The organism is Pectobacterium aroidearum (assembly GCF_015689195.1).
Taxonomy (GTDB): domain Bacteria; phylum Pseudomonadota; class Gammaproteobacteria; order Enterobacterales; family Enterobacteriaceae; genus Pectobacterium; species Pectobacterium aroidearum.
In genome coordinates, this window is the sequence record NZ_CP065044.1 from 1,685,291 (window position 1) to 1,711,483 (window position 26,193).

At 52.2% G+C, this 26,193-nt stretch carries 21 protein-coding genes; 16 read left to right on the forward strand and 5 right to left on the reverse strand.

All coding sequences use genetic code 11. The annotated features are described in order from the left end of the window. Positions 1-75: 75 nt before the first annotated feature. The gene (locus tag I2D83_RS07540) at positions 76-1,290 is read right to left on the reverse strand and encodes a pyridoxal phosphate-dependent aminotransferase (protein ID WP_205947813.1); all 1,215 of its coding nucleotides are present in this window, start codon (positions 1,288-1,290) and stop codon (positions 76-78) included. Between the two features lie 501 nt (positions 1,291-1,791). Between I2D83_RS07540 and lrhA the strand changes: the two genes are divergently transcribed. From lrhA to elaB, 15 genes are all read left to right on the forward strand, one after another. Next, positions 1,792-2,742: a transcriptional regulator LrhA gene (gene lrhA / locus I2D83_RS07545; protein ID WP_015840968.1), complete on the forward strand. Its 951-nt coding sequence runs from the start codon at positions 1,792-1,794 to the stop codon at positions 2,740-2,742. A 677-nt stretch (positions 2,743-3,419) separates the two neighbouring features. Further along, a complete protein-coding gene (locus I2D83_RS07550) occupies positions 3,420-3,860 on the forward strand; it encodes an NADH-quinone oxidoreductase subunit A (protein ID WP_015840967.1) in 441 nt (146 codons plus the stop codon). Positions 3,861-3,877: 17 nt separating this feature from the next. Further along, the gene (locus tag I2D83_RS07555) at positions 3,878-4,552 is read left to right on the forward strand and encodes a NuoB/complex I 20 kDa subunit family protein (protein ID WP_005969846.1); all 675 of its coding nucleotides are present in this window, start codon (positions 3,878-3,880) and stop codon (positions 4,550-4,552) included. 98 nt (positions 4,553-4,650) lie between these two features. Further along, a complete protein-coding gene (gene nuoC / locus I2D83_RS07560; protein WP_015840966.1) occupies positions 4,651-6,450 on the forward strand; it encodes an NADH-quinone oxidoreductase subunit C/D in 1,800 nt (599 codons plus the stop codon). A 2-nt stretch (positions 6,451-6,452) separates the two neighbouring features. Then, complete coding sequence (gene nuoE, locus I2D83_RS07565; RefSeq protein WP_015840965.1) at positions 6,453-6,968, forward strand: NADH-quinone oxidoreductase subunit NuoE; 516 nt, start codon at positions 6,453-6,455, stop codon at positions 6,966-6,968. Beyond that, positions 6,965-8,314 carry an NADH-quinone oxidoreductase subunit NuoF gene (gene nuoF / locus I2D83_RS07570; RefSeq protein ID WP_180777642.1) on the forward strand — a complete coding sequence of 450 codons (1,350 nt, stop codon included), beginning with the start codon at positions 6,965-6,967 and terminating at the stop codon, positions 8,312-8,314. The genes nuoE and nuoF overlap by 4 nt, the downstream gene beginning before the upstream one ends. A gap of 188 nt (positions 8,315-8,502) precedes the next feature. Next, entirely contained in the window at positions 8,503-11,229 is a 2,727-nt protein-coding gene (nuoG, locus tag I2D83_RS07575) for an NADH-quinone oxidoreductase subunit NuoG (protein WP_205947814.1), read from the forward strand. Further along, positions 11,226-12,200, forward strand: a complete 975-nt coding sequence (nuoH, locus tag I2D83_RS07580; protein WP_015840962.1) for an NADH-quinone oxidoreductase subunit NuoH — start codon at positions 11,226-11,228, stop codon at positions 12,198-12,200. Before nuoG ends, nuoH begins: the two co-directional genes overlap by 4 nt. 17 nt (positions 12,201-12,217) lie before the next feature. Beyond that, positions 12,218-12,760: an NADH-quinone oxidoreductase subunit NuoI gene (gene nuoI, locus I2D83_RS07585; RefSeq protein ID WP_015840961.1), complete on the forward strand. Its 543-nt coding sequence runs from the start codon at positions 12,218-12,220 to the stop codon at positions 12,758-12,760. A 9-nt stretch (positions 12,761-12,769) separates the two neighbouring features. Continuing rightward, the gene (gene nuoJ, locus I2D83_RS07590; protein ID WP_015840960.1) at positions 12,770-13,330 is read left to right on the forward strand and encodes an NADH-quinone oxidoreductase subunit J; all 561 of its coding nucleotides are present in this window, start codon (positions 12,770-12,772) and stop codon (positions 13,328-13,330) included. After that, entirely contained in the window at positions 13,327-13,629 is a 303-nt protein-coding gene (gene nuoK / locus I2D83_RS07595) for an NADH-quinone oxidoreductase subunit NuoK (protein ID WP_005969835.1), read from the forward strand. The genes nuoJ and nuoK overlap by 4 nt, the downstream gene beginning before the upstream one ends. Then, entirely contained in the window at positions 13,626-15,473 is a 1,848-nt protein-coding gene (nuoL, locus tag I2D83_RS07600) for an NADH-quinone oxidoreductase subunit L (protein WP_205947815.1), read from the forward strand. The genes nuoK and nuoL overlap by 4 nt, the downstream gene beginning before the upstream one ends. A gap of 100 nt (positions 15,474-15,573) precedes the next feature. Then, positions 15,574-17,109 carry an NADH-quinone oxidoreductase subunit M gene (gene nuoM, locus I2D83_RS07605; RefSeq protein ID WP_015840958.1) on the forward strand — a complete coding sequence of 512 codons (1,536 nt, stop codon included), beginning with the start codon at positions 15,574-15,576 and terminating at the stop codon, positions 17,107-17,109. A gap of 6 nt (positions 17,110-17,115) precedes the next feature. Continuing rightward, positions 17,116-18,573 (forward strand): NADH-quinone oxidoreductase subunit NuoN, encoded by a 1,458-nt coding sequence (gene nuoN / locus I2D83_RS07610; protein WP_180777643.1) that lies wholly within the window; start codon positions 17,116-17,118, stop codon positions 18,571-18,573. Positions 18,574-18,796: 223 nt separating this feature from the next. After that, positions 18,797-19,108 carry a stress response protein ElaB gene (gene elaB / locus I2D83_RS07615; protein ID WP_015840956.1) on the forward strand — a complete coding sequence of 104 codons (312 nt, stop codon included), beginning with the start codon at positions 18,797-18,799 and terminating at the stop codon, positions 19,106-19,108. A gap of 48 nt (positions 19,109-19,156) precedes the next feature. On the opposite strand, the gene treC is transcribed toward elaB, so the two are convergent. The 4 genes from treC to I2D83_RS07635 all read right to left on the reverse strand — a co-directional run bounded on the left by treC (position 19,157) and on the right by I2D83_RS07635 (position 24,452). Beyond that, complete coding sequence (treC, locus tag I2D83_RS07620; RefSeq protein WP_205947816.1) at positions 19,157-20,848, reverse strand: alpha,alpha-phosphotrehalase; 1,692 nt, start codon at positions 20,846-20,848, stop codon at positions 19,157-19,159. 16 nt (positions 20,849-20,864) lie between these two features. Further along, on the reverse strand, positions 20,865-22,283 hold the full coding sequence (treB, locus tag I2D83_RS07625; RefSeq protein ID WP_205947817.1) for a PTS trehalose transporter subunit IIBC: 1,419 nt from the start codon (positions 22,281-22,283) through the stop codon (positions 20,865-20,867). Between the two features lie 699 nt (positions 22,284-22,982). After that, the gene (locus I2D83_RS07630; RefSeq protein WP_205947818.1) at positions 22,983-23,543 is read right to left on the reverse strand and encodes a GNAT family N-acetyltransferase; all 561 of its coding nucleotides are present in this window, start codon (positions 23,541-23,543) and stop codon (positions 22,983-22,985) included. 12 nt (positions 23,544-23,555) lie between these two features. Next, positions 23,556-24,452, reverse strand: coding sequence for a PhzF family phenazine biosynthesis protein (locus tag I2D83_RS07635; protein WP_181828997.1), 897 nt, complete (start codon positions 24,450-24,452; stop codon positions 23,556-23,558). 117 nt (positions 24,453-24,569) lie between these two features. Here I2D83_RS07635 and I2D83_RS07640 point away from each other — a divergent pair, with 117 nt between their 5' ends. After that, entirely contained in the window at positions 24,570-26,162 is a 1,593-nt protein-coding gene (locus I2D83_RS07640) for an ABC-F family ATPase (protein WP_015840950.1), read from the forward strand. Positions 26,163-26,193: the final 31 nt, after the last annotated feature.

A 26,193-nucleotide genomic window follows, 5' to 3' on the forward strand; every position in this document is an offset into this window, starting at 1 on the left:
GATTATGCAAACGAAGGTCAGGTTTTCGCCGGGCGATGATTGCCCGGCGAAGACAGGTACAACAATTGGGTCGGGTTACTGGTGATAGTGCCCCAAGAAACGCCCTAATTTGTGGATTGCCATATCCAGCTCATCGATACGCGGCAGCGTGACGATGCGAACATGGTCTGGGTAAGGCCAGTTAAATGCGGTTCCCTGAACCAGCAACACTTTTTCCTGTAGCAGGAGATCCAGCACCAGTTTTTGGTCGTCATGGATATTAAAGCGTTTGGCATCAATGCGTGGGAACATATACAGCGCGCCGCGCGGTTTTACGCACGATACGCCGGGAATCTGATTGATCAGTTCCCAGGAACGGTTGCGCTGCTCGTACAGGCGTCCGCCGGGCTGAATAAATTCGCTGATGCTCTGATAGCCGCCCAGCGCAGTCTGAATCGCATGCTGCATTGGCACGTTAGCGCACAGACGCATGGAAGCCAGCATTTCCAGCCCTTCAATATAGCCTTTGGCGTGTTTTTTCGGACCGTTCAGTACCATCCAGCCTTGACGGAAACCTGCTACACGGTACGTTTTGGACAGGCCGTTGAATGTGACCGTCAGCAGGTCCGGCGCGAGTGCGGCAATCGAGTGATGCTGTGCATCGTCATACAGAATTTTGTCGTAAATTTCGTCAGCGAAGATGATCAGGTTATGTTCGCGTGCAATCGCCACGATATCCAGCAGCAACTCTTTACTGTAGACCGCGCCCGTTGGATTGTTCGGGTTGATAATGACAATACCGCGAGTATTGGACGTGATCTTTTTACGGATATCATCCAGGTCGGGGAACCAATCGGAGGACTCATCGCAGAGGTAGTGAACGGCGTTGCCGTTAGACAGAGAAACGGCTGCGGTCCAAAGTGGGTAGTCCGGCGCAGGAACCAGCATTTCATCGCCTGGGTTAAGCAGTGCCTGCATGGATTGCACGATGAGCTCGGACACACCGTTACCAATATAGACGTCTTCAACCGTAATATCGCGCATACCCCGCGCCTGATAATGCTGAACGATGGCTTTACGGGCGGAATAGAGGCCTTTGGAATCACAGTAGCCCTGTGCCGTGGGCAGGTTACGGATGACATCGACCAGAATCTCGTCCGGTGCCTCGAAGCCAAAAGGGGCTGGGTTACCAATATTCAGCTTAAGGACTTTATTACCTTCTTCTTCAAGCCGTTTGGCTTCCTTTAAGACTGGGCCACGGATGTCATAGCATACGTTCTCCAGTTTCTTGGATTTTTCAATCGGAGACATAAATAGTACGAACCTTCTGCAGAGAGCGCATATTCCCATACGGAATAGCATAACCTGCTTAATGTACTCCTCCTGTAGTACCTTTTGAAGAATGATTATCGCTTTTGCTGCAAATGGTTGCGCATCTGCACTATATGGTTGTGTACTCGTTGGATGGTGCGATATGGTAGGGGTGCGGACGACTATTCATGCCGCACTTTTTTAGCGCCAGAATAGGGTGACAGGGAAGGCTCGTTTATTTAAATGTGAAGCGTATTTATTTCGCAGGATGAAATAAAGAGAAAGTGTCGTTGTTATTGAATGAAGGATTAAGACTGGTGAGCCATTTAATTAGTGATGTCTTACCAATGGAAAGGCGATAGGGGTAACGAAATATAAGTATTTTTTTGCCCTTATCGTGCGTCTGCGATAGTGTCTTTAAATGTATCGGTCATTACCTGTACATGTAATAAAACACCAGGAATATTTTGTTAAAATTAAAATAGATAAGTGAAAAATCGTATGACCAGTGTAAATCGACCAGTACTTAATCTCGATCTTGATTTACTGAGGACGTTTGTTGCCGTTGCAGATTTAAATACATTTGCAGCGGCGGCGACCGCAGTCAATCGGACTCAATCGGCTGTCAGCCAGCAGATGCAGCGGCTGGAGCAACTCATCGGAAAGGAGCTTTTTGCCCGGCACGGGCGTAATAAATTGCTGACCGAACACGGCATCCAGTTTTTGGGTTATGCCAGAAAAATATTACAATTCAATGATGAAGCCTGTATTTCATTAATGTACAGCGATATTCAGGGAACGCTGACCATCGGGGCGTCTGACGATACGGCAGACACTATCCTTCCTTATATTTTGCACCGGGTGACATCGGTATTTCCTAAGCTCTCCGTCAATGTCAGCGTAAAACGCAGCGCTGAAATGATGGACATGCTGAATCAAGGGAAAATAGATCTGGTCATTACCACAATGAACGGTGTGGTGTTTCCTCATGTGTTATTACGGAGTTCTCCGACGCTATGGTATTGCGCGGCGGATTATCAGTTCCGATCGCAAGAACCGGTACCCTTGGTTGTTTTGGATGAGCCAAGCCCTTTCCGTTCCTTGGCGACGCAGCAGCTGACGGCCGCAGGGATTCCCTGGAGAATCGCCTACGTGGCTTCAACGCTATCTGCTGTGCGAGCCGCGGTGAAGGCTGGCATGGGTATCACCGTGCGCTCGGTGGAAATGATGAGCCCGGAACTGCGAGTGTTGGGCGAAGAGGAAGGGTTGCCGAGATTGCCTGAAACACGTTATTTCCTCTGCCAGAACCCTAACCAGGAGAACGAACTGGCGACGGCAATTTTCAATGTGATTGAATCAGGGAAGCCCTCTCACATTACGCCAGTCAGCATGCTAGCAAATAGCACGAATGAAGCGTTGTCTTCCGATCCGTCGCTGAAGGACGCGATCTAATCGTAATGGGTAGTTAACTATCATTCGGGGAGAGTAAGGATGCACCCCGAATGATGATGATTTATGACTAAGGTGTTAAACCCGCATCGGTAGAGCCCCATTGCTCTGATTTCTTCAGTCCGACCCCTCTTTGCATTTTCCATTTCACATCAACAGGCTAGGCGCAGCGAGATTCACGGTTATCTCTGATTTATAAAACGCCGGTTCTATTTTTTTAAAATTATGTTATAGAAAATGACGTCCAGTCTTGTCCAGCATCATCTTGATTTTTTTACTAACTAAATTGGTAAAAATGTGTGCTGGATCAAAAAATACCCCTAATAACCACATGGGGGAACAGGCATTTTCTGTGAAAATGGTATAGTGACCAAGTGAATTTGCTTCCTGTGTTGCTGCTCGCTGGTTAACCGACAAAGGGACTGACTCGATTTAGCTATGGGTGAGGACACAAAATGTTAACAAAACAGCGTGCATGTAAAGTAATGTACTGTTATTTTTAGTAAGGTTGAAAAAAAGGTTACAAATTTAGGGGCTCAACCATACCAAGCAAGGCTTACCTGATACGTTTCCGTGCTTTTTTGTGGTTATTAATCCTTCCTTTTAATCGATGTGGCGCATTAACTGCCGATAATAGAGCAGGGATGTTACCCGCCACTTTTGATGAGTAAGCAAAGAGAATGTCAACAACTACTGAAATCCTCGCCCATCATTGGGCATTTGGGCTATTCCTTATCATTGCCGTAGGCCTTTGCGTCTTCATGCTGACCGGTGGATTCTTGCTGGGGGGGAGAGCCAGAGCCAGAGCTAAAAACGTACCTTATGAATCCGGGATCGACTCAGTGGGTTCAGCGCGGTTACGCCTGTCTGCTAAATTTTATCTTGTCGCTATGTTCTTCGTTATCTTCGACGTTGAAGCCCTCTATCTCTACGCTTGGGCTGTGTCTATCAAAGAAAGCGGCTGGATTGGCTTCATTGAAGCAACCATTTTCATTTTGGTGCTGTTGGCTGGTTTGATTTATCTGGTACGCGTTGGGGCACTTGACTGGACCCCGGTACGTTCCAAGAGACAAGTCGTTAAATCAGACATCATCAACACTACCAACACTCATCCGCAGTAACAGCGAGGCATTTTAAGATGGACTATACGCTCACCCGCATAGAGCCGGACGGTGAGAATGACCGTTATCCCCTGCAACGTCAGGAGATCGTTTCCGACCCTCTGGAGCAACATGTTCACCGCAGTGTCTACATGGGCAAACTGGAACATGCTTTACACGATACGGTGAACTGGGGGCGTCAGAACTCCCTGTGGCCGTACAACTTCGGCCTTTCCTGTTGCTACGTAGAAATGGTGACGTCATTTACGGCGGTTCATGACGTGGCGCGTTTTGGTGCTGAGGTTCTGCGTGCATCGCCACGTCAGGCCGACTTCATGGTCGTAGCGGGAACCTGTTTTACCAAAATGGCCCCCGTTATTCAGCGTCTGTACGAGCAAATGCTTGAGCCTAAATGGGTTATCTCCATGGGCGCCTGTGCTAACTCCGGTGGTATGTACGATATCTATTCCGTCGTTCAGGGCGTAGATAAATTCCTGCCTGTTGATGTGTATATTCCAGGCTGCCCTCCGCGTCCTGAAGCCTACATGCAAGCGCTGTTGCTGCTGAAAGAATCCATTGGTAAAGAACGCCGCCCTCTGTCATGGGTGGTAGGTGAACAGGGCGTTTACCGTGCCAATATGCAATCTGAGCGTGAACGCAAACGCGGCGAGCGAATCGCTGTGACCAACCTGCGCTCGCCTGATGAGATTTGACCTGTAGATGATAAACCCGGTGACCGTGTAATACCCCGATAATAGTGTGCGGTCATTATCAGATGCAGAAATAGCACATTTAATGTGGTGACATATTTATGACAGATTTAACGACACACGATCTCGCTCAGCCAGGCTGGCAAACCCGCGATCACCTTGACGATCCGGTCGTTGGCGAGCTGTGTAACCGTTTTGGACCAGATGCATTTACTGTACAAGCAACCCGCACAGGTATTCCCGTCGTGTGGGTCAAACGTGAGCAATTACTGGACGTTGTCGCATTCCTGAAAAAACAGCCAAAGCCTTATGTTATGCTGTTTGACCTGCACGGTATGGATGAGCGTTTGCGCACCCACCGTGAAGGCCTACCTGCCGCCGACTACTCCGTCTTTTATCACATCATTTCCATCGAGCGTAACCGCGACATCATGCTGAAAGTCGCGTTGGCCGAGAGCGATCTGCACGTACCGACCGTGACCAAACTGTTCCCGAATGCCAACTGGTATGAGCGTGAGACGTGGGAAATGTTTGGTATTACGTTTAACGGCCACCCGCACCTGACGCGCATCATGATGCCGCATACGTGGGAAGGGCACCCGTTGCGTAAAGATTATCCAGCGCGTGCGACCGAATTCGATCCTTTCGTGCTGACCAAGCAGAAAGAAGATCTGGAAATGGAATCGCTGACGTTCAAACCGGAAGAATGGGGAATGAAGCGCGGCACCGAAAATGAGGACTTCATGTTCCTCAACCTCGGTCCAAACCACCCGTCTTCACACGGTGCTTTCCGTATTATCCTGCAGTTGGATGGCGAAGAAATCGTCGACTGCGTGCCTGACGTGGGTTACCACCATCGTGGCGCGGAGAAAATGGGCGAACGCCAGTCCTGGCACAGCTACATTCCTTATACCGACCGTATTGAATACCTCGGCGGCTGCGTTAACGAAATGCCGTACGTGCTTGCCGTAGAAAAACTGGCGGGCATTGAGGTACCTGATCGCGTCAAAACGATTCGCGTGATGTTGTCTGAGCTGTTCCGCATTAATAGCCACCTGCTGTATATCAGTACCTATATTCAGGACGTCGGTGCGATGACACCGGTGTTCTTTGCGTTTACTGACCGCCAGAAAATTTACGATTTGGTTGAAGCGATTACCGGCTTCCGTATGCACCCTGCCTGGTTCCGCATCGGCGGGGTGGCGCACGATCTGCCACGTGGTTGGGAGCGTCTGCTGCGTGAATTCCTCGACTGGATGCCGAGCCGCCTGGATACCTATGTTAAGGCTGCACTGCAGAACACCATCCTGAAAGGTCGTACTCAGGGCGTTGCCGCTTACAATGCGAAAGAAGCGTTGGATTGGGGCGTAACCGGTGCGGGTCTGCGTGCGACAGGTATTGGTTTTGACGTGCGCAAATGGCGTCCGTATTCCGGCTATGAAAACTTCGACTTTGAAGTGCCTGTCGGTGACGGCATCAGCGATTGCTATAGCCGTGTGATGCTGAAGGTTGAAGAGCTGCGCCAAAGCCTGCGTATTCTGGATCAGTGCCTCAAGAACATGCCGGAAGGGCCGTTCAAAGCGGATCACCCGCTGACGACGCCGCCGCCAAAAGAGCGCACATTGCAGCATATCGATACGCTGATTAACCACTTCCTTCAGGTTTCCTGGGGGCCGGTTATGCCTGCCAATGAATCATTCCAGATGGTTGAGGCAACAAAGGGCATCAACAGCTATTACCTGACCAGTGACGGCGGCACGATGAGCTACCGTACCCGTATTCGCACGCCGAGCTATGCGCATCTGCAACAGATTCCTTCTGTTATTCGCGGATGTCTGGTATCCGATCTGATCGTTTACCTCGGCAGTATTGATTTCGTTATGTCAGATGTGGACCGCTAATTATGCCTGATCACAATATTTCTGAACGCAACATTTCTGATAACAACGTTTTTGTGTTGAGCGACGCCGAGCGTGACGCGATTGAACACGAAAAACATCATTATGAAGATGCGCGCGCGGCGTCCATTGAAGCACTGAAAATTGTGCAGAAAGAACGCGGCTGGGTACCGGATGGTGCGATCAACGCGATTGCCGATGTGCTGGGCATTCCAGCCAGTGACGTGGAAGGCGTAGCGACATTCTATAGCCAAATTTATCGTCAGCCGGTTGGGCGCCACATCATTCGCTATTGCGACAGTGTCGTGTGCCACATCAATGGCTATCAGGGCGTACAGGCTGCGCTTGAGCGTAAGCTCAGCATCAAACCGGGACAGACAACGTTCGATGGACGCTTCACGCTGTTGCCGACCTGCTGCCTGGGGAACTGTGACAAGGGGCCGTCAATGATGATTGACGACGATACCCATAGCCATGTGACGCCGGAAGGAATTGAATCGTTATTGGAGCAGTATCAATGAGTAAAAACATTGTTCTGACTGCTGAGCAGCATCCTCTGACCTGGCGTTTACGCGCAGACAAACAGCCAGTATGGCTGGATGAATATCGCAGCAAAAACGGCTATGTCGCGGCGCAAAAAGCGTTAACCGGCATGGCGCAGGATGAAGTGGTCTCACTGGTTAAAGACGCTGGCCTGAAAGGGCGTGGCGGAGCGGGCTTTTCGACAGGCTTGAAGTGGAGCCTGATGCCGAAAGACGAAAGTATGAACATCCGCTACCTGTTGTGTAACGCGGATGAGATGGAGCCAGGGACTTATAAAGACCGCCTGCTGATGGAGCAAGAGCCCCATCTGCTGGTTGAAGGTATGTTGATCAGCGCGTTTGCGCTGAAAGCCTACCGCGGCTACATCTTCCTGCGTGGTGAATACATCGAAGCTGCTGTCCACCTGCGTCGGGCAATCGAAGAAGCGAAAGCCGCTGGCCTGCTGGGCAAGAATATTCTGGGTAGCGGGTTTGATTTCGAGCTGTTCGTGCACACGGGCGCAGGGCGTTATATCTGCGGTGAAGAAACGGCACTGATTAACTCGCTGGAAGGCCGTCGTGCCAACCCACGTTCGAAGCCGCCATTCCCGGCGTCTGCGGGTGTTTGGGGTAAACCGACCTGCGTCAACAACGTGGAAACGCTGTGTAACGTACCGGCGATTATCGAACATGGTGCGGCGTGGTATCAGGGCTTGTCTGCGGGTAAAAGTAAAGATGCCGGCACGAAACTGATGGGCTTCTCTGGTCGCGTCAAGAATCCTGGCCTGTGGGAACTGCCGTTTGGCACCACGGCGCGTGAAATTCTGGAAGACTACGCGGGCGGTATGCGCGATGGTCTGAAACTGAAAGCCTGGCAACCGGGCGGCGCAGGGACGGATTTCCTGACGGAAAACCATCTCGATCTGCCGATGGATTTTGAGCACATTGCGAAAGCCGGTAGCCGTATGGGTACGGCGCTGGCGATGGCTGTCGATCACGAAATCAATATGGTTTCGCTGACGCGCAATCTGGAAGAGTTCTTCGCCCGTGAATCCTGTGGCTGGTGTACGCCGTGCCGCGATGGTTTGCCGTGGAGCGTGAAGATTCTGCGTGCGCTGGAAAATGGTGAAGGCCAGCCTGGCGATATCGAAACGCTGGAACAGCTTTGCCGTTTCCTCGGACCGGGTAACACCTTCTGTGCGCATGCGCCGGGTGCGGTCGAGCCGCTGCAAAGTGCCATCAAGTATTTCCGGGAAGAATTCGAAGCGGGTATCTCTAAACAGTATTTAGGCAACGTCAAAGCGATTGGCGGTATTCAGCCTAACCTGTTGAAAGAGCGCTGGTAAGTTATCGCTCAACATGTGCGAGATGCAGTGAATGTATCCGCAGGGTGGCGCAAATAAGCCACCCTCAATAAACCCAATAGATTTCAGGACGCAGGTAGCCAACGCATTTGCGATTTGAAAGATGAGGGTATACAGAATTTTTGATTAGCGCTCGTGGCAACACGGGCCATTATGGAAGCATGCTGACTATGGCTACTATTCATGTAGACGGCAAAGAGTATGAAGTAAACGGAGCAGACAACCTTCTGGAAGCTTGCCTGACTCTGGGACTTGATATTCCTTACTTTTGCTGGCACCCCGCGCTCGGGAGCGTCGGATCCTGCCGCCTCTGTGCGGTAAAACAGTATCAAAACGCGGAAGACACCCGCGGTCGTCTGGTGATGTCTTGTATGACACCAGCAACCGAAGGAACGTTCATCGCGATTGAAGATGAAGAAGCGAAACTATTCCGTAAGACGATAGTTGAGTTTCTGATGACCAACCACCCGCACGATTGCCCGGTGTGTGAGGAAGGCGGTAACTGTCATTTGCAGGATATGACGGTCATGACGGGGCAGAACTTCCGTCGTTATCGCTTCACCAAGCGTACTCACCGCAATCAGGATCTCGGCCCATTCATTTCTCATGAAATGAACCGCTGTATCGCGTGTTATCGCTGCGTGCGTTACTACAAAGACTATGCGGATGGCAAAGATCTCGGCGTTTACGGCGCGCATGACAACGTCTATTTCGGTCGCCCGGAAGATGGCACGCTGGAAAGCGAATTCTCCGGTAACCTGGTTGAAGTGTGTCCTACCGGTGTCTTCACCGATAAAACGCACTCCGAGCGCTATAACCGTAAATGGGATATGCAGTTTGCACCGAGCGTCTGCCAACAGTGCAGCATCGGTTGTAATACCAGCCCCGGTGAACGTTATGGCGAACTGCGTCGTATCGAAAACCGTTTTAACGGTAGCGTAAACCACTATTTCCTGTGTGACCGCGGCCGTTTTGGCTACGGCTATGTTAATCAGAAAGACCGTCCAAACCAGCCGCTGCAACGTCGCGGTGATGATTGGATCGCGCTGAATGCCGATCAGGCTCTGCAAGGTGCGGCGGATGTGCTGCGTCAAGCGAAGAAAACGATCGGTATCGGTTCGCCGCGTGCCAGCATCGAAAGCAACTTCGCTTTGCGTGAGCTGGTAGGGGCAGAGAACTTCTACACTGGTATTGCGCAGGAAGAACAAAATCGTCTGCAACTGATCCTGAAAGTGCTGCGCGAAAGTGGTGTGAGAACGCCAGCGCTGCGTGAGATCGAAGGCTACGATGCGGTTCTGATTCTGGGTGAAGACTTGACGCAGACGGGAGCGCGTATCGCACTGGCCGTTCGTCAAGCCGTTAAAGGCAAAGCCCGTGAAATGGCAGCAGCGCAGAAAGTGGCTGACTGGCAGATCGCGGCGATCATGAACATTGGTCAACACGCCAAGCACCCACTCTTTGTCACTAACGTAGACAGCACTCGTCTGGACGACATCGCAGCATGGAACTACCGTGCGCCAGTTGCCGATCAGGCGCGTCTTGGTTTTGCTATTGCACACGGTCTGGATAGCAGTGCTCCAGCGGTTACCGATCTGGCTGCGGGTCTTGACCAGAAAGTCGATATCATCGTACAGGCGCTGGCCGGTGCGAAAAAACCGCTCATCATTTCCGGCACCAATGCTGGCAGCGAAGACGTGATCGCCGCGGCGGCAAACGTTGCTAAAGCGCTAAAGAATCGTGGTTCTGACGTCGGTATTACCTTTGTTGCACCTGCTGCGAATAGCATCGGGCTGTCAATCATGGGTGGCGGTTCGCTGGATGATGCGCTGGCGCAGTTGGAAAACGGCGAAGCCGACAGCGTGGTTGTGCTGGAGAACGATCTCTACCGCCATGCTCCAATTGCTCGCGTTGATGCTGCGCTGGAAAAAGCGGAAAACCTGATTGTGGTTGACCACCAGCGTACTCGCATCATGGACAAGGCCAACATCATTCTGTCCGCTGCCAGCTTCGCTGAAAGCGACGGTACGCTGATTAATCAGGAAGGCCGCGCGCAGCGTTTCTTCCAGGTTTATGATCCAACGTACTACAACGACAAAGTCGTAATGCTGGAAAGCTGGCGCTGGCTGCACTCGCTGTATATCACTTACAACAGCCGTCAGGTTGACTGGACGCAGTTGGATAATGTGATTGATGCGTGTGTTGCGGCACTGCCACAGCTGGCGGCGATCAAAGATGCTGCGCCGGACGCCTCGTTCCGTATTCGTGGTCAGAAACTGTCGCGTTCACCGATTCGTTCCAGTGGCCGTACTGCGATGCGTGCCAATATCAGCGTGCATGAACCGCGCCAGCCCGTCGATAAAGACACCATGTTCGCCTTCTCAATGGAAGGGAACAACAGTCCGACAGCCAATCGTCAGCAGATTCCGTTTGCCTGGGCACCAGGCTGGAACTCACCGCAAGCCTGGAACAAATTCCAGGATGAAGTGGGCGGACATTTGCGTCATGGCGATCCCGGTGTGCGTATGATCGAAGCCGGAGAAGGTTCACTGGCATATTTCGACAACATCCCTGCGGCTTTCGTCCCACAAGCGGGTCAATGGCGCGTTGCGCCGTATTATCACTTGTTTGGCAGTGATGAAATGTCACAGCGTTCCGACGTGATTCAGCAGCGTATGCCAGAGCCTTACGTGATGGTAAACCCGGCTGATGCGGCAACGCTGGGTGTGAACGCCGGTACATTGCTGGAGCTGACCTGTGCAGGACAAACGCTACGTCTGCCACTGCGCTTAAGTGCGGAATTGAGTCAGGGACAGGTTGGTTTACCGCTGGGCTTGCCGGGTATTGCACCGGTGCTGGCGGGTGCAACCGTTGAAAATCTGCGGGAGGCCGCACAATGAGTTGGTTAACACCGGAATTAACCGAGATTCTGATCACCGTCGGAAAAGCGATCGTGATTCTGCTGGTTGTGGTGACCTGTGGCGCATTCATGAGTATGGGTGAACGTCGACTGCTCGGTCTCTTCCAGGGACGTTATGGACCAAACCGGGTAGGTTGGGGCGGTTCATTACAGCTTGTCGCTGACATGATCAAAATGTTCTTCAAAGAAGACTGGGTGCCGAACTTTACCGATAAGGTGATCTTCACGTTGGCACCGATGATCGCGTTCACGTCAATGCTGATTGCCTTTGCGATTGTGCCGATCACGCCAACCTGGGGTGTCGCCGATCTGAACATCGGGATCCTGTTCTTCCTGATGATGGCGGGTTTAGCAGTTTACGCAGTGCTGTTTGCCGGTTGGGCGAGTAACAACAAATACTCGCTGCTGGGGGCGGTACGTGCTTCTGCGCAGACCGTGAGCTACGAAGTGTTCATCGGCCTGTCGCTGATGGGCGTTGTTGCTCAGGCGGGCTCGTTCAACATGCGTGACATCGTCGATTCTCAGGAACACCTGTGGAACGTTATCCCGCAGTTCTTCGGCTTTATTACATTTGCCATTGCAGGCGTGGCGGTGTGTCACCGTCACCCGTTTGACCAGCCTGAAGCTGAACAGGAAATTGCCGATGGTTACCACATTGAATATTCCGGTATGAAATTCGGTCTGTTCTTTGTCGGGGAATACATCGGGATCGTTACGGTTTCTGCGCTGATGGTGACGCTGTTCTTCGGCGGCTGGCATGGTCCAATCCTACCTCCATTTGTCTGGTTTGCGCTGAAAACGGGCTTTTTCATGATGATGTTCATCCTGATTCGTGCTTCGTTACCCCGTCCGCGTTATGACCAGGTGATGTCTTTCGGTTGGAAAGTCTGTCTGCCGATAACGCTTTTGAATCTGCTGGCGACAGCGGCCGTCATTTTGTACAACGCTTAAGAAGGGGTGAATAAACCATGACATTGAAAGACTTAGTGGTTGGTTTCGGCACCCAGATACGCAGTATCTGTATGGTGGGTTCGAATGCTTTCAAGAAGCGCGAAACCAGAATGTATCCCGAAGAGCCTGTGAATCCACCGCCGCGTTACCGTGGTCGTATCGTGCTGACGCGCGATCCTGATGGTGAAGAGCGTTGCGTTGCCTGCAACCTGTGTGCGGTGGCCTGTCCGGTTGGCTGTATCTCGTTGCAGAAAGCGGAAACCAAAGATGGTCGCTGGTATCCCGAGTTCTTCCGCGTCAACTTCTCACGCTGCATTTTCTGTGGCTTCTGCGAAGAGGCGTGCCCGACAACCGCTATCCAGCTGACGCCGGATTTCGAAATGGGCGATTACAAACGTCAGGATCTGGTGTACGAGAAAGAAGATCTGCTGATATCGGGGCCGGGTAAATATCCGGAATACAATTTCTACCGGATGGCTGGTATGGCAATCGATGGGAAAGACAAAGGCGAAGCGGAAAACGAAGCCAAACCTATTGATGTCAAAGGCCTGTTGCCCTAAGGAGCTAGCATGGAATTCGCTTTTTATACCACAGGTTTGATTGCGATATTGGCGACATTGCGCGTCATTACGCATACCAACCCTGTGCATGCACTGTTGTATATGGTCACCTCGCTTATGGCGATTGCGGGCGTCTTTTTCTCGCTCGGGGCTAATTTTGCCGGTGCGCTGAGTATCATCGTCTATGCGGGCGCCATCATGGTGCTGTTTGTGTTCGTCGTCATGATGCTCAACCTCGGCAACTCCGTGGAAGAACAAGAGCGGAATTGGCTGAAACCCAGCGCTTGGGTTGGGCCTGGCATTCTCTCTCTGGCGCTGCTGGTCATTGTCGTCAATGCAATCCTCAGCTTGAAAGAGCAGGGCATCACTGGCACGCCTGTTGAGGCGAAAGCCGTGGGTATCAGCCTGTTTGGGCCTTATGTTCTGGCCGTTGAATTAGCGTCAATGCTGTTGCTGGCGGGATTGGTTGTCGCTTTCCACATTGGTCGTGAAGATAAACGTGGTGACGTTGTCAGTAAAGAAGGCGCGAACCAGGACGTTGAGAAGAAAATAACGGGGGAACGCGCATGATTCCGTTACAACATGGGTTGATTTTAGCCGCTATCCTGTTTGTTCTAGGGCTGACTGGTCTGTTAATTCGTCGTAACCTGCTGTTTATGTTGATTAGTCTTGAAATTATGATCAACGCTGCCGCGCTGGCATTTGTCGTCGCGGGAAGTTACTGGCAGCAGCCGGATGGTCAGGTGATGTACATTCTGGCGATTACGCTGGCAGCGGCTGAGGCCAGTATTGGTCTGGCGCTGTTGTTACAGATGTATCGTCGTCGTCAGACCCTGAATATTGATACAGTCAGTGAGATGCGCGGATGAACTTACTCTATTTAACAATACTCTTCCCGCTGCTCGGCTTTCTGTTGCTGGCATTTTCCCGCGGTCGCTGGTCGGAAAATACGTCCGCGACCGTCGGTGTTGGCTCGATTGGTCTGGCAGCGTTGGTTACCTCTTGGGTTGTGGTCGATTTCATGGGCCAACAGCACGGCGGCGTCACCTTCTTTAATCAGCATTTGTGGACATGGATGGCCGTGGGTAATTTCGACATCAGCGTAACGCTGACGCTCGATGGTCTTGCGGTGACGATGCTGTCCGTGGTTACGGGCGTCGGCTTCTTTATTCACCTGTTTGCTTCCTGGTACATGCGTGGGGAAGAGGGATATTCTCGTTTCTTCGCCTACACCAACCTGTTTATCGCGAGTATGGTCGTTCTGGTACTGGCAGATAACCTGTTGCTGATGTATCTCGGTTGGGAAGGGGTGGGGCTGTGCAGTTACCTGCTGATCGGTTTCTACTACACCAATCCGAAGAACGGCGCGGCGGCAATGAAGGCTTTCATCGTTACGCGTGTAGGTGACGTCTTCCTGGCTTTTGCTCTGTTCATCCTTTACAAAGAATTGGGTACGCTCAACTTCCGCGAGCTGATGGTATTAGCACCGCAGAAATTGGCTGAAGGTTCACCGGAAATCACCTGGGCTACGCTGATGTTACTGGGTGGTGCGGTCGGTAAATCTGCACAGCTGCCGCTGCAAACCTGGCTGGCGGATGCGATGGCTGGCCCAACGCCGGTCTCTGCACTGATCCACGCCGCTACGATGGTTACCGCAGGTGTTTACCTGATTGCACGTACCAATGGCCTGTTCCTGATGGCGCCGGATGTCCTGCATCTGGTGGGTATTGTGGGTGCGGTAACGCTGGTGCTGGCGGGGTTTGCCGCTCTGGTGCAAACCGACATCAAACGCGTGCTGGCCTATTCCACCATGAGCCAGATTGGCTACATGTTCCTGGCGCTGGGCGTTCAGGCATGGGATGCCGCGATTTTCCATCTGATGACGCATGCGTTCTTTAAAGCGCTGCTGTTCCTCTCTTCTGGTTCGGTCATTCTGGCCTGCCACCACGAGCAGAACATCTTCAAGATGGGCGGCCTGCGTAAAACGATTCCGCTGGTTTATGTCTGCTTCCTGGTTGGGGGCGCGGCGCTGGCTGCACTGCCGCTGGTTACCGCAGGCTTCTTCAGTAAAGACGAGATTCTGGCTGGCGCATGGGCCAATGGTCACATCAATCTGATGGTGGCTGGATTGGTCGGTGCCTTCATGACCTCGCTGTATACGTTCCGTATGATTTTCATCGTGTTCCACGGTGAAGAGAAAACCAAAGCGCATGCAGGAAAAGGCATTTCTCACCACTTACCGCTGGTTGTGCTGATGGTTCTGTCCACCTTTATTGGTGCGATGATTGTTCCGCCGTTGCACGGTGTGTTGCCGGCGACGACTGAGCTTGAACACGGCCAGTTGATGACGCTGGAAATTACCTCTGGCGTGGTGGCGATTGCCGGTATTCTGCTTGCTGCTGTGCTGTGGCTGGGTAAACGTCAGGCGGTGAGCAGCATCGCGAAGAGTGCTCCGGGTCGTTTCTTCTCGACCTGGTGGTTCCACGCGTGGGGCTTCGACTGGTTGTACGACCATGTCTTTGTTAAACCGTATCTGGCTATCGCGAAGCTGTTGCAGCGTGATCCGTTAAATGGGCTGATGACCATCCCGGCTACGATTACCCGTTGGGGTAACCGTGGGCTGGCACTCAGTGCGAATGGTCAATTGCGCTGGTACGTTGCTTCTATGGGCTTTGGTGCCGTGCTGGTGCTGGCCTTGTTGCTGCTGGTGTAACGCGGCATCCGGTAACGTATGAAAGGCAGGGCATTCCGCAGAGAGGGATGCCCGCCACGGCAAGTTTTCAGATTTCTTTAATTTAGGGACACAAAACGCCATGCTACTACCTTGGCTAATTCTTCTCCCCTTTATCGGCGGTCTGCTGTGCTGGCAGTTAGAGCGTTTTGGTACGAAAGTACCGCGCTGGATAGCGTTGATTGCAATGGGGCTGACACTCGCACTGTCTCTGCAACTGTGGTTGCAAGGCGGTTACTCACTGACCGCGCCGACAGGCGTGCCACAATGGCAATCCGAGTTTTATGTGCCGTGGATCCCGCGCTTCGGCATCGGTATCCATCTTGCATTGGACGGCCTGTCGCTGCTGATGGTGGTGCTGACGGGGTTGCTGGGCGTGTTGGCAATCCTCTGTTCCTGGAATGAAATTCAGCGCTATCAGGGCTTCTTCCACCTGAACCTGCTGTGGATTCTGGGCGGCGTTATCGGTGTGTTCCTTGCCATCGACATGTTCCTGTTCTTCTTCTTCTGGGAAATGATGCTGGTACCAATGTACTTCCTGATTGCACTGTGGGGGCATAAAGGCTCTGACGGTAAAACCAGAATTACGGCGGCGACCAAGTTCTTCATTTATACCCAGGCAAGTGGCCTGATCATGTTGATTGCGATTCTGGCGCTGGTCTTTGTGCATCACAATGCCACCGGTGTCTGGACGTTCAACTATGAAGACCTGCTGAAGACGCCGATGTCGTATGGTGTTGAATATCTGCTGATGCTGGGCTTCTTCATCGCGTTTGCTGTAAAAATGCCTGTTGTGCCGTTGCACGGCTGGCTGCCGGATGCACACAGCCAGGCGCCAACCGCAGGTTCTGTTGACCTGGCGGGGATCCTGTTGAAAACGGCGGCCTACGGTCTGCTGCGTTTCAGCCTGCCGCTGTTCCCGAACGCCTCCCATGCCTTTGCACCGATTGCCATGTGGTTGGGTGTGATTGGTATCTTCTACGGTGCCTGGTTGGCGTTTAAACAGACTGACATCAAACGCCTGATCGCTTACACCTCGGTGTCCCACATGGGCTTCGTCATGATTGCCATCTATTCCGGTAATCAACTGGCTTATCAGGGCGCAGTGATTCAGATGATTGCGCACGGCCTGTCCGCTGCCGGTCTGTTTATTCTGTGCGGTCAACTGTACGAGCGTCTGCATACTCGTGACATGCGTGAAATGGGCGGCCTGTGGGCGCGTTTGAAATATCTGCCAGCGCTGTCTCTGTTCTTTGCTGTCGCGACGCTGGGGATGCCAGGAACGGGCAACTTTGTTGGCGAATTCATGATTCTGTTCGGCAGCTATCAGGTTGTGCCGGTGATTACGGTGATCTCAACCTTCGGTCTGGTATTTGCGTCAGTCTACTCACTGATCATGATGCAGCGTGCTTACTACGGCGCGCCTAAATCTGATGAGCCATTGAAGAGTATGTCGATCCGCGAATTGTCTATCGTGATGCTGTTGGTGGTATTACTGGTGTTGTTAGGGGTTTACCCGCAACCGATTCTGGATACCTCCAGTGCCGCGATGTCAAATATCCAGCAGTGGTTTATGTCGTCTGCTCCAGATTCAATTATTTCAACAACAAGGCCGTAATTCGCCATGACAATAACTCTTCAACAACTAATTGCGCTATCGCCGCTGTTGATCGTCGGATTGACGGTAGTGGTTGTGATGCTGTGCATTGCGTGGCGACGCAACCATTTTGTCAACGCAACCATGACGGTTATCGGCCTGAATATTGCGTTGCTGTCACTGTACTTTGTCGGCCAGGCTGGCCCAACGGACGTGACGCCGCTGCTGCGTGTTGATGGCTTCTCAATGTTCTATACCGGGCTGGTTCTGCTTGCGAGTCTGGCAACCAGTACGTTTGCCTATCCGTGGCTGCAAGGCTACCCAGACAATCGCGATGAGTTCTACCTGCTGGTTCTGATTGCTGCGTTGGGTGGAATCCTGCTGTCAAGCGCCAACCATCTGGCGTCGTTGTTCATCGGGATTGAACTGCTTTCTCTTCCGCTGTTTGGTCTGGTGGGGTATGCCTTCCGTCAGAAACGTTCGCTGGAAGCCAGTATTAAATACATGCTGCTGTCGGCGGCGGCGTCTTCCTTCCTGCTGTTTGGTATGGCGCTGATTTATGCTGAATCGGGCGATATGAGTTTTGCCAGCCTCGGTAAGAGCCTGAGCGATCATCAAATCCATGAACCACTGCTGCTGGCTGGTCTGGGCATGATGATTGTCGGTCTGGGCTTCAAGCTGTCTCTGGTGCCGTTCCAGCTGTGGACGCCTGATGTGTATCAAGGGGCGCCTGCGCCAGTCTCTACCTTCCTGGCTACGGCTGGTAAAATTGCGGTTTTCGGTGCAGTAATGCGTTTGTTCCTGTACGCACCGATGGCTGACAGCGAGTCTGTCAGAATCGTGCTGGGCGTTATCGCGTTCGCATCGATCCTGTTCGGTAACGTGATGGCGGTATCGCAAACCAATATCAAACGTCTGCTTGGTTACTCCTCCATCGCGCATCTGGGTTATTTGTTGGTTGCACTTATCGCGGTTCAGAGCCATCAGCTGGCGTTGGAAACTGTCGGCGTGTATCTGGTGGGTTACCTGTTCAGCAGCTTGGGCGCATTCGGTGTGGTTAGCCTGATGTCCAGCCCGTACCGTGGCCCGGATGCCGATTCGCTGTTCTCTTACCGTGGTTTGTTCTGGCATAAACCGATCCTGTCCGCGGTGATGACGGTGATGATGCTGTCGCTGGCGGGGATCCCGATGACGCTGGGCTTCTTCGGTAAATTCTATGTGCTGGCTGTCGGTGTTAATGCTGAACTGTGGTGGTTGACTGGTGCGGTCGTGCTGGGTAGCGCCATTGGTTTGTACTATTACCTGCGCGTGATGGTGAGCCTGTACCTGACAGCGCCTCAACAGCTACAGCGTGATACGCCAAACAATTGGGCCTTAACTGCGGGCGGCGTGGTGGTACTGATCTCCTCCATCGCAGTGCTGTTCTTCGGTTTGTATCCGCAGCCGCTTATCTCTCTGGTACAGTTGGCGCAGCCAATGCTGTAACCTCCGACAAGAGTCGGGTTGAATGACGAAACGCCGTTGATGAGAATCAACGGCGTTTTTTTATCAGCAAAATCACCACGTTCTCGCATGGTAGTGAGAGCAGGCAAAATACGTTTTAGGAATGATCTGGTCTGCTGAAGCCGTAGATGTCAGGAAAAATTGTCTATAGTTAAGAAGGCAACGATTTATAACTATGACTTTTCATAACAGAAGGAAGCACTTTATGGCGGCAACTAAAAAACAGCCTGAAGAAATTCGTGTTGATGATGATTTAAAACTTCTGTCTGAAACGCTGGATGAAGTACTGCGCTATACGGGCGATCAGGCAGACCAAGCCTATGTTGATTTGAAGAAGGGAGCGGAAAAAGCGCTGCTGGAAGTTAAAGCCCGCATTGGCGTAACGGACAGCTATTATGCGCGTGCAAAACAGGTGGCCGATAAAGCCGATATTTATGTGCATGACAAACCTTGGCACGGTATCGGTATTGGTGCCACCGTCGGCCTGGTGCTGGGATTGCTGCTGGCTAAGCGCTAGTTTCTGCCATCATGTAGCGGGATTCCCCGCTACATCCTCCGAAATCCTCTATTCCTGAATCTTATCCTCTTTCTCCTGCATGCCTTGTACCCAATATATGGCTTCAAACGGACGTAGCTCCAGTATTGCGGGTTGAGGTTGAGCATCCGAGTAATTGCTGAATAACAGTCGCCAGCGGCGACCGTGGATATCAATGGGAGGCTGCCAGCGCAGAGGCTGTTTACTGAGGTTTGCCAGCACCAGAAGCCGTTGTTCTTCCCAGATACGCTGATAGCACCAGATGCTGGGATGGTCTGGCAGCAAATCCTGATAGTCTCCGTATGTCAGTAGTGGTAGCGCTTTACGCATAGCGATAAGCTGTTGATAGGTGTAGAAAACGGACGCCTTATCTGACAATGCTTGCTTTGCGTTGACGTGGGCAAAGTTTTGACACGGTGCTATCCACGGTGTGCCGGTCGTAAATCCGGCATGGTTACTGGCATCCCATTGCATCGGTGTACGGCCGTTATCGCGTGATTTGCTGGCGAGGATTGCCAAGGTTTGTGCATCTGGCTGACCCCGCTCGCGCTGTTCAGCAAATTGATTCAGGCTTTCAATATCCCGGTATTGTTCAATCTGCGTATAGCCGGGATTGGTCATCCCCAGTTCTTCGCCCTGATAGATATAGGGCGTGCCCTGCATGCCGTGAAGCACCATCGCCAGCATTTTGGCGGATTGCACGCGGAATTCGCCTTCATCGCCAAAACGCGACACGATGCGCGGCTGATCGTGGTTACACCAGAACAGCGCATTCCAGGCATGGTTGTGCATACCCTGCTGCCAGTGAGTAAAAATCTGCTTGAGCTGGATGAAATCAGGTTCTGCCAGCGTCCATTTTTCCCCATTGGGATAATCGACTTTCAAATGGTGAAAATTGAACGTCATGGAGAGTTCACTACCGTCCAACGCGGCGTAGCGACGGCAGTGTTCCAGCGAGGTCGATGACATCTCGCCGACGGTCATTAAACCGTGGGGCTGAAAAACATCCCGGCTGAATTCCTGCAAGTAATCATGAATCAATGGACCATCGGTGTAGAAACGGCGTCCATCACCCTGAGCGTCTGACGGGAAATTCTGTTGCTTAGAGACCAAATTGATCACATCCAGCCGCAGTCCGTCTACACCTTTGTCCGCCCAAAATTCACAGACCTGCTTTAATTCATCCCGTACACGTGGGTGTTCCCAATTCAGGTCAGCCTGTTCAGTGGCGAAAAGGTGCAGGTAATACTGTTTGCTTTCCGCGTGCCACTGCCAGGCTGGGCCGCCAAATTTTGAACGCCAGTTATTGGGTAGCGCACCGTCATTGCCATCACGCCAGATGTAAAAATGTCGGTAGGGGCTACGGCGATCCTGTGCGTTCAGGAACCAGTGGTGCTGCGTAGAGGTGTGGTTGAACACCATATCCATGACGACACGAATACGACGGCGATGCGCTTCTTCAATCAACGTTTCCATATCGGCCATCGTGCCGTAGGTTGGATCGATGGCGCAGTAATCGGCGACGTCATAACCGTTATCAACCTGAGGGGAAAGATAAACCGGAGTTAGCCAGATTGCATCAACGCCCAGCTGTTGCAGGTAATCGAGTCGGGCTGTGATGCCGGCGATGTCGCCAATGCCATTTCCGGTACTGTCCTGAAAGCTCTTCGGGTAGATTTGATAAATTACGCCGTTTTGCCACCAGGGAAGCGAGGTAGTCATGAACAATCCTCCTAATCTATGCGGGGTCCAGCGTGCCATTACGGCTCTTACGTTTATAGACCAGCGCCGTCAATACAATCGGAATGATGACGGCAACCAGCGTGGCGAGAGCAAAGATTCCCCAAAACTGTGGCTTGATGGAGAGAATGCCCGGCAATCCACCGACACCGATGCCATTTGCTGTTACGCCGTACAGGCCGCAAATGAGCGCGGCGGCGGCGGAGCCGATCATGGCGCACAGCATCGGAAAGCGGTATTTCAGGTTGATGCCATACATGGCTGGTTCGGTCACGCCAAGAAAGGCGGAAATGGCGGCGGGAACTGAAACTTCGCGTTCGTTGGCTTTTCGGCTGACGAGAATCACTCCAACGACGGCTGCTGCCTGAGCAATGTTGGACAGCGCGATGAGTGGCCAGACTGGCGTACCGCCCATACTCTGGATCATCTGCATATCAATCGCTAACGTTGTCTGGTGCACGCCCGTGATGACCAACGGTGCATAAAGGAACCCAAACAGCGCGGCGCCAATCGGAGCAAAGCTGCCCGTCATGACGGCTTTCACGGCCCAGGCGACGCCATCGCCAATCATACGACCAAAGGGGCCAATCAAGGTATGCGCCAGGAAAACGGCCAGAATCAGTGAGGTTACAGGCACAACCACCAGATAGAGGTAATCCGGCACGATTTTCTTCAGCCGAGTTTCAATCAGCGCCAGCGACATCCCGGCGAGGACGGAAGGGATAACCTGTGCCTGATAGCCTATTTTCTCAATCGTGAACCAGCCAAAATTCCATACCTCGGGCGTTTGCTGCCCGATGAGGTAGGCGTTCATTAACTGCGGCGAGACCAGCGTGATACCGAGTACGATGCCGAGGATGGGCGTGCCGCCCATTTTACGTACGGTTGACCAGCAGACCGCAACGGGGAGATAGAAGAAGATGGCTTCGCCCAGCAGCCAGAGGAAATCGTAGATGGTTTGCCAGGTCGGGTAGATTTGTACCAGCGTTTGCCCGTCGCGCATCGGGATATCGCCGATCACGTTACGCGCCCCAAGGATCAAGCCTCCGCTAATGAGCGCAGGAAGCAGCGGGAAAAAGATCTCGGCAAAATGTGAAATGCTGCGCTCAAACCAGCTCATATTCTGGCGGGCGGCGACTTTGGCCTCTTCCTTATTGATTTCGCCTTTGCCCGTCGTGGCGAGCAGCGCTTTGTAATACTCGTCGACGTCGGTGCCAATCACGACTTGAAACTGTCCTGCGTTGGTAAAGCACCCTTTGACAATACGCATTTCTTCAATGTTTTTGGGATGAGCTTTGGACGAATCATGCAAGACGAAGCGGAGACGGGTAATACAGTGCGTGACAGCCGCGATGTTTTCGCGTCCGCCAACCAGTTCGATCAGACGGTCAATATCCTGTTGCTTAACTTTACTCATAGTCATGTCCTTTTTATACCCGTCATACTTCAAGCTGCCTGTGCGTTGGCTGCTCTTACTCACCCCAGTCACTTACCTGTGTAAGCTCCTGGGGATTCGCTCGGTTGCCGCCTTCATGCAACTCGAATTATTTAGGGTATATCTTTTAGCGCAGACGTCAGGGACGCGAAGCAAGTACAGCTACAGAAAAGCATAGTCTGTTAACGATGATTGTGCTGTGAAAGGAGAACGCATTGGGCTGTTTTTAAAAGAGAATGTTCAGGCATGCGGTGTGCCGCACAGATCTGTGACGTACGGGTAGACAAAAAAGAAAGAGAGATGAATAGGATGTGGGAGCAGGAGAAAAACAAAAGCCGCCTATAGGAGGCGGCTTTAGAGATTGTTTATATCACAATCAGAACGGGCTGATGATTGACCCAATACGTTCACAGTAGCTGACATAAACATCTCCCATTCTTTTAAAGAATTTGCTGATTCTACGAAACATAGTCATTATCAGACTCCTCTAACGGGTTAATTAAGTGTGATGTTCATCACGTTTTTAATGGTAGCGGAGATGAAATTGGATTTCAACATTTTTGTGATGTTAGTCACAAAAATATAACGAGTTGGCAAATAGCGTGCGCCGTAGAGCGAAACGAACCTGATACGCGCCAATAGCGCTGCGCATCAGGTGAGGGAATGCAAGATGAGGCCGTGTCAGGTGGGGTAGTGATAAATATTATGATCGAACCATTGCTCACCAATCCGCTCTGCATCTTTCTCCAGGTGATGAAAACGGAAGCCGAGCCGTTGAGCAACGGCGTTGCTGCGTGTGTTGGCGGTTGAGGCTTTGATGACGCAGCGATCAACGAGATTGGCATCGGCATAGGCTGTTATCAGCGTGCTGACGGCCTGAGAAATGATGCCTTTCCCTTCAAATGCTTCGGCGAGCCAGTAGCCGATGACGCCTTCTTTATCCTGAATCGTATTGAAGGAGACGATGCCAGCCAGCGCGTCGTCCCAGCGGATAAGATACACGGCAGAGGTTTTGTCAAAGAACGCCTTTCTGTTGTCGCCAATGGTTTCACGCGTGTCATCGACACTCGTGACGGAATCTGGCCAGGGTAACGTTCGCCGCAGACGGGCTTTTTCCTGCTGAATCAGGCTGAAGAGCGCATCGGCATCGCATTCTTCCTGTATCGTTAGGCGCAGATGGGGCTGATGACGTAGCTCATACAGTTTGTCTGCAAATAACGGATCTACAACCGGCGTTTCCATAAAATCCCTCCCTTACCCTTGCAAAGTACCGTCAACGATCGTGACGCTGTGCCCGCCGATCCAGGGTTCGTCGTTCAGGTAAGTGACGGTAATCCGGCCATCGCAGTGCAGCATCGTGCCCTGTCGTGCCAGGTAACTGAGTGGCGCGGTGACGTTATTGGTCGAGTGCTGCTGGCGAAGCAGCGCTGCCAGACAGGCGTTGGCACTGCCGGTAACCGGATCTTCTTTGAGATGGCCACGTTCAATATAGAATGCGCGAACTTCATAATCGGCTGGCGTCGCGTTATCGTGCGGGCCGTAGATGGCGATGCCGTTAGTCTGGCTGAGGTTTTGCACGGCTGAGAGCGCGTCTGCATCGGGTGTGATGTTCAGACAGGTGTCAGCGCTGTCGACGCGAATCACTAGCCAGCGAATGCCCATGTGTACTGCGGTGGGCGGGTAGCGGTTATCGATAGCAGCATTATCAGAACCAGTAATGCCAAGCGTTTTTTCCAGCAGTGGCATATGCTCGTCACCGAACGGAACCATGGTGGCCTGCGGTGCGTGAAAAGCCAGACTGCCATCGTCATGAATATTGATCGGAACTAAGCCAACGCCGCACTGTTGCACTAACTGACCTGGGGATTTCGGGCGCAATCCTTCTTCCAGCAGGGCATGTGCGGTGCCTAGCGTCGGGTGTCCGGCAAAGGGCATTTCCGATTCTGGCGTAAAAATGCGCACGTGGTAATCCGCCAGAGGATCGGTAGCTGGCAGGACAAACGTGGTTTCTGACAGGTTTGTCCAACGCGCGATATTCTGCATTTGCGCATCGGTTAACCCATTTGCTTCCAGAATGACGGCAAGCGGATTGCCCTTGAAAGGCTGTTGGGTAAAAACGTCGACCTGTTTGAAACGACGTACTATCGGCATCGCATTTCTCTCCTGTATGCGCTATCGCTTAAATATTACTCAAAACTAACCGCGATCCTATCGCGCGCTTGTGGCATAATGCGCGCCAAATCACATTCCGACTCGAGTATAAGTGCTGTGTTAAGTACCAACAATATCACCATGCAGTTCGGCAGCAAGCCGTTGTTTGAAAACATTTCCGTTAAATTTGGCGGCGGCAACCGTTACGGTTTGATTGGCGCAAATGGCTGCGGTAAATCCACATTCATGAAGATTCTCGGTGGCGATCTGGTGCCGAGTGGCGGTAACGTCTTCCTCGATCCTAATGAGCGCCTGGGTAAACTGCGTCAGGATCAGTTCGCTTTTGAAAAATACAGCGTGCTGGATACCGTCATCATGGGCCACGGGGAACTGTGGGCGGTAAAAGAAGAGCGCGATCGTATCTACTCATTGGCTGAAATGAGTGAAGAGGACGGCTACAAAGTTGCCGATCTGGAAGTGCAATACGGTGAGATGGATGGCTACAGCGCAGAATCTCGTGCCGGCGAACTGTTACTGGGCGTTGGGATTCCGGTTGAGCAACACTATGGTTTGATGAGTGAGATTGCTCCCGGCTGGAAATTACGTGTCCTGCTGGCGCAGGCGCTGTTTGCCGATCCCGATATCCTGCTGCTCGACGAACCGACCAACAACCTGGATATCGATACGATCCGCTGGCTGGAGCAGGTGCTGAACGAGCGTAACAGCACCATGATCATCATTTCGCATGACCGTCACTTCCTGAACATGGTTTGTACGCACATGGCGGATCTGGACTACGGCGAACTGCGTATTTATCCCGGTAACTACGATGAATACATGACGGCTGCGACGCAGGCTCGCGAGCGTTTACTGGCCGATAACGCCAAGAAGAAAGCGCAAATTTCCGAACTGCAATCGTTCGTCAGTCGCTTTAGCGCCAACGCCTCTAAATCCAAACAGGCAACATCACGTGCGCGCCAGATTGATAAAATCCAGCTGGATGAAGTGAAAGCGTCCAGCCGCCAAAACCCGTTTATCCGGTTTGATCAGGATAAGAAACTGTTCCGTAATGCGCTGGAAGTGGAAGCGTTGAGCAAAGGTTTTGATAACGGCCCGCTGTTTAGCAAGCTGGGTCTGATGATCGAAGTCGGTGAGAAAGTGGCGATCCTGGGTACCAACGGTATTGGTAAATCGACGCTGTTGAAAACGCTGGTCGGCGATCTTCAGCCAGATAGCGGCACCGTGAAGTGGTCAGAAAATGCCAAAATTGGCTACTACGCGCAGGATCACGAATACGAATTCGATGAGACGCTGACGGTGTTTGACTGGATGAGCCAGTGGAAGCAGGAAAAAGATGACGAGCAGGCGGTACGCAGCGTGCTGGGTCGTTTGCTGTTCAGCCAGGATGATATCAAGAAGAAAGTGAAGGTGTTATCCGGTGGTGAAAAAGGCCGCATGCTATTTGGTAAGCTGATGATGCAACGTCCGAATATTCTGGTGATGGATGAACCGACCAACCACCTGGATATGGAATCCATTGAATCGCTGAACATGGCGCTAGAGATGTACGAAGGGACGCTGCTGTTCGTTTCTCATGACCGTGAGTTCGTTAGCTCGTTGGCGACCCGTATTCTGGAAATTACGCCAAATAAAGTGAACGATTTCACCGGCAACTATGAAGATTACCTGCGCAGTCAGGGGATTCAGTAAGCGTTGTATTACGGCCTCATTATTGAGGCCG

What these genes read in the sequence shown, in the direction of transcription:
- I2D83_RS07540 (WP_205947813.1), bottom strand. Translation starts at nt 1,290, where the DNA reads ATGTCTCCGATTGAAAAATCCAAGAAACTGGAGAACGTATGCTATGAC.
- lrhA (WP_015840968.1), top strand. Translation starts at nt 1,792, where the DNA reads ATGACCAGTGTAAATCGACCAGTACTTAATCTCGATCTTGATTTACTG.
- I2D83_RS07550 (WP_015840967.1), top strand. Translation starts at nt 3,420, where the DNA reads ATGTCAACAACTACTGAAATCCTCGCCCATCATTGGGCATTTGGGCTA.
- I2D83_RS07555 (WP_005969846.1), top strand. Translation starts at nt 3,878, where the DNA reads ATGGACTATACGCTCACCCGCATAGAGCCGGACGGTGAGAATGACCGT.
- nuoC (WP_015840966.1), top strand. Translation starts at nt 4,651, where the DNA reads ATGACAGATTTAACGACACACGATCTCGCTCAGCCAGGCTGGCAAACC.
- nuoE (WP_015840965.1), top strand. Translation starts at nt 6,453, where the DNA reads ATGCCTGATCACAATATTTCTGAACGCAACATTTCTGATAACAACGTT.
- nuoF (WP_180777642.1), top strand. Translation starts at nt 6,965, where the DNA reads ATGAGTAAAAACATTGTTCTGACTGCTGAGCAGCATCCTCTGACCTGG.
- nuoG (WP_205947814.1), top strand. Translation starts at nt 8,503, where the DNA reads ATGGCTACTATTCATGTAGACGGCAAAGAGTATGAAGTAAACGGAGCA.
- nuoH (WP_015840962.1), top strand. Translation starts at nt 11,226, where the DNA reads ATGAGTTGGTTAACACCGGAATTAACCGAGATTCTGATCACCGTCGGA.
- nuoI (WP_015840961.1), top strand. Translation starts at nt 12,218, where the DNA reads ATGACATTGAAAGACTTAGTGGTTGGTTTCGGCACCCAGATACGCAGT.
- nuoJ (WP_015840960.1), top strand. Translation starts at nt 12,770, where the DNA reads ATGGAATTCGCTTTTTATACCACAGGTTTGATTGCGATATTGGCGACA.
- nuoK (WP_005969835.1), top strand. Translation starts at nt 13,327, where the DNA reads ATGATTCCGTTACAACATGGGTTGATTTTAGCCGCTATCCTGTTTGTT.
- nuoL (WP_205947815.1), top strand. Translation starts at nt 13,626, where the DNA reads ATGAACTTACTCTATTTAACAATACTCTTCCCGCTGCTCGGCTTTCTG.
- nuoM (WP_015840958.1), top strand. Translation starts at nt 15,574, where the DNA reads ATGCTACTACCTTGGCTAATTCTTCTCCCCTTTATCGGCGGTCTGCTG.
- nuoN (WP_180777643.1), top strand. Translation starts at nt 17,116, where the DNA reads ATGACAATAACTCTTCAACAACTAATTGCGCTATCGCCGCTGTTGATC.
- elaB (WP_015840956.1), top strand. Translation starts at nt 18,797, where the DNA reads ATGGCGGCAACTAAAAAACAGCCTGAAGAAATTCGTGTTGATGATGAT.
- treC (WP_205947816.1), bottom strand. Translation starts at nt 20,848, where the DNA reads ATGACTACCTCGCTTCCCTGGTGGCAAAACGGCGTAATTTATCAAATC.
- treB (WP_205947817.1), bottom strand. Translation starts at nt 22,283, where the DNA reads ATGAGTAAAGTTAAGCAACAGGATATTGACCGTCTGATCGAACTGGTT.
- I2D83_RS07630 (WP_205947818.1), bottom strand. Translation starts at nt 23,543, where the DNA reads ATGGAAACGCCGGTTGTAGATCCGTTATTTGCAGACAAACTGTATGAG.
- I2D83_RS07635 (WP_181828997.1), bottom strand. Translation starts at nt 24,452, where the DNA reads ATGCCGATAGTACGTCGTTTCAAACAGGTCGACGTTTTTACCCAACAG.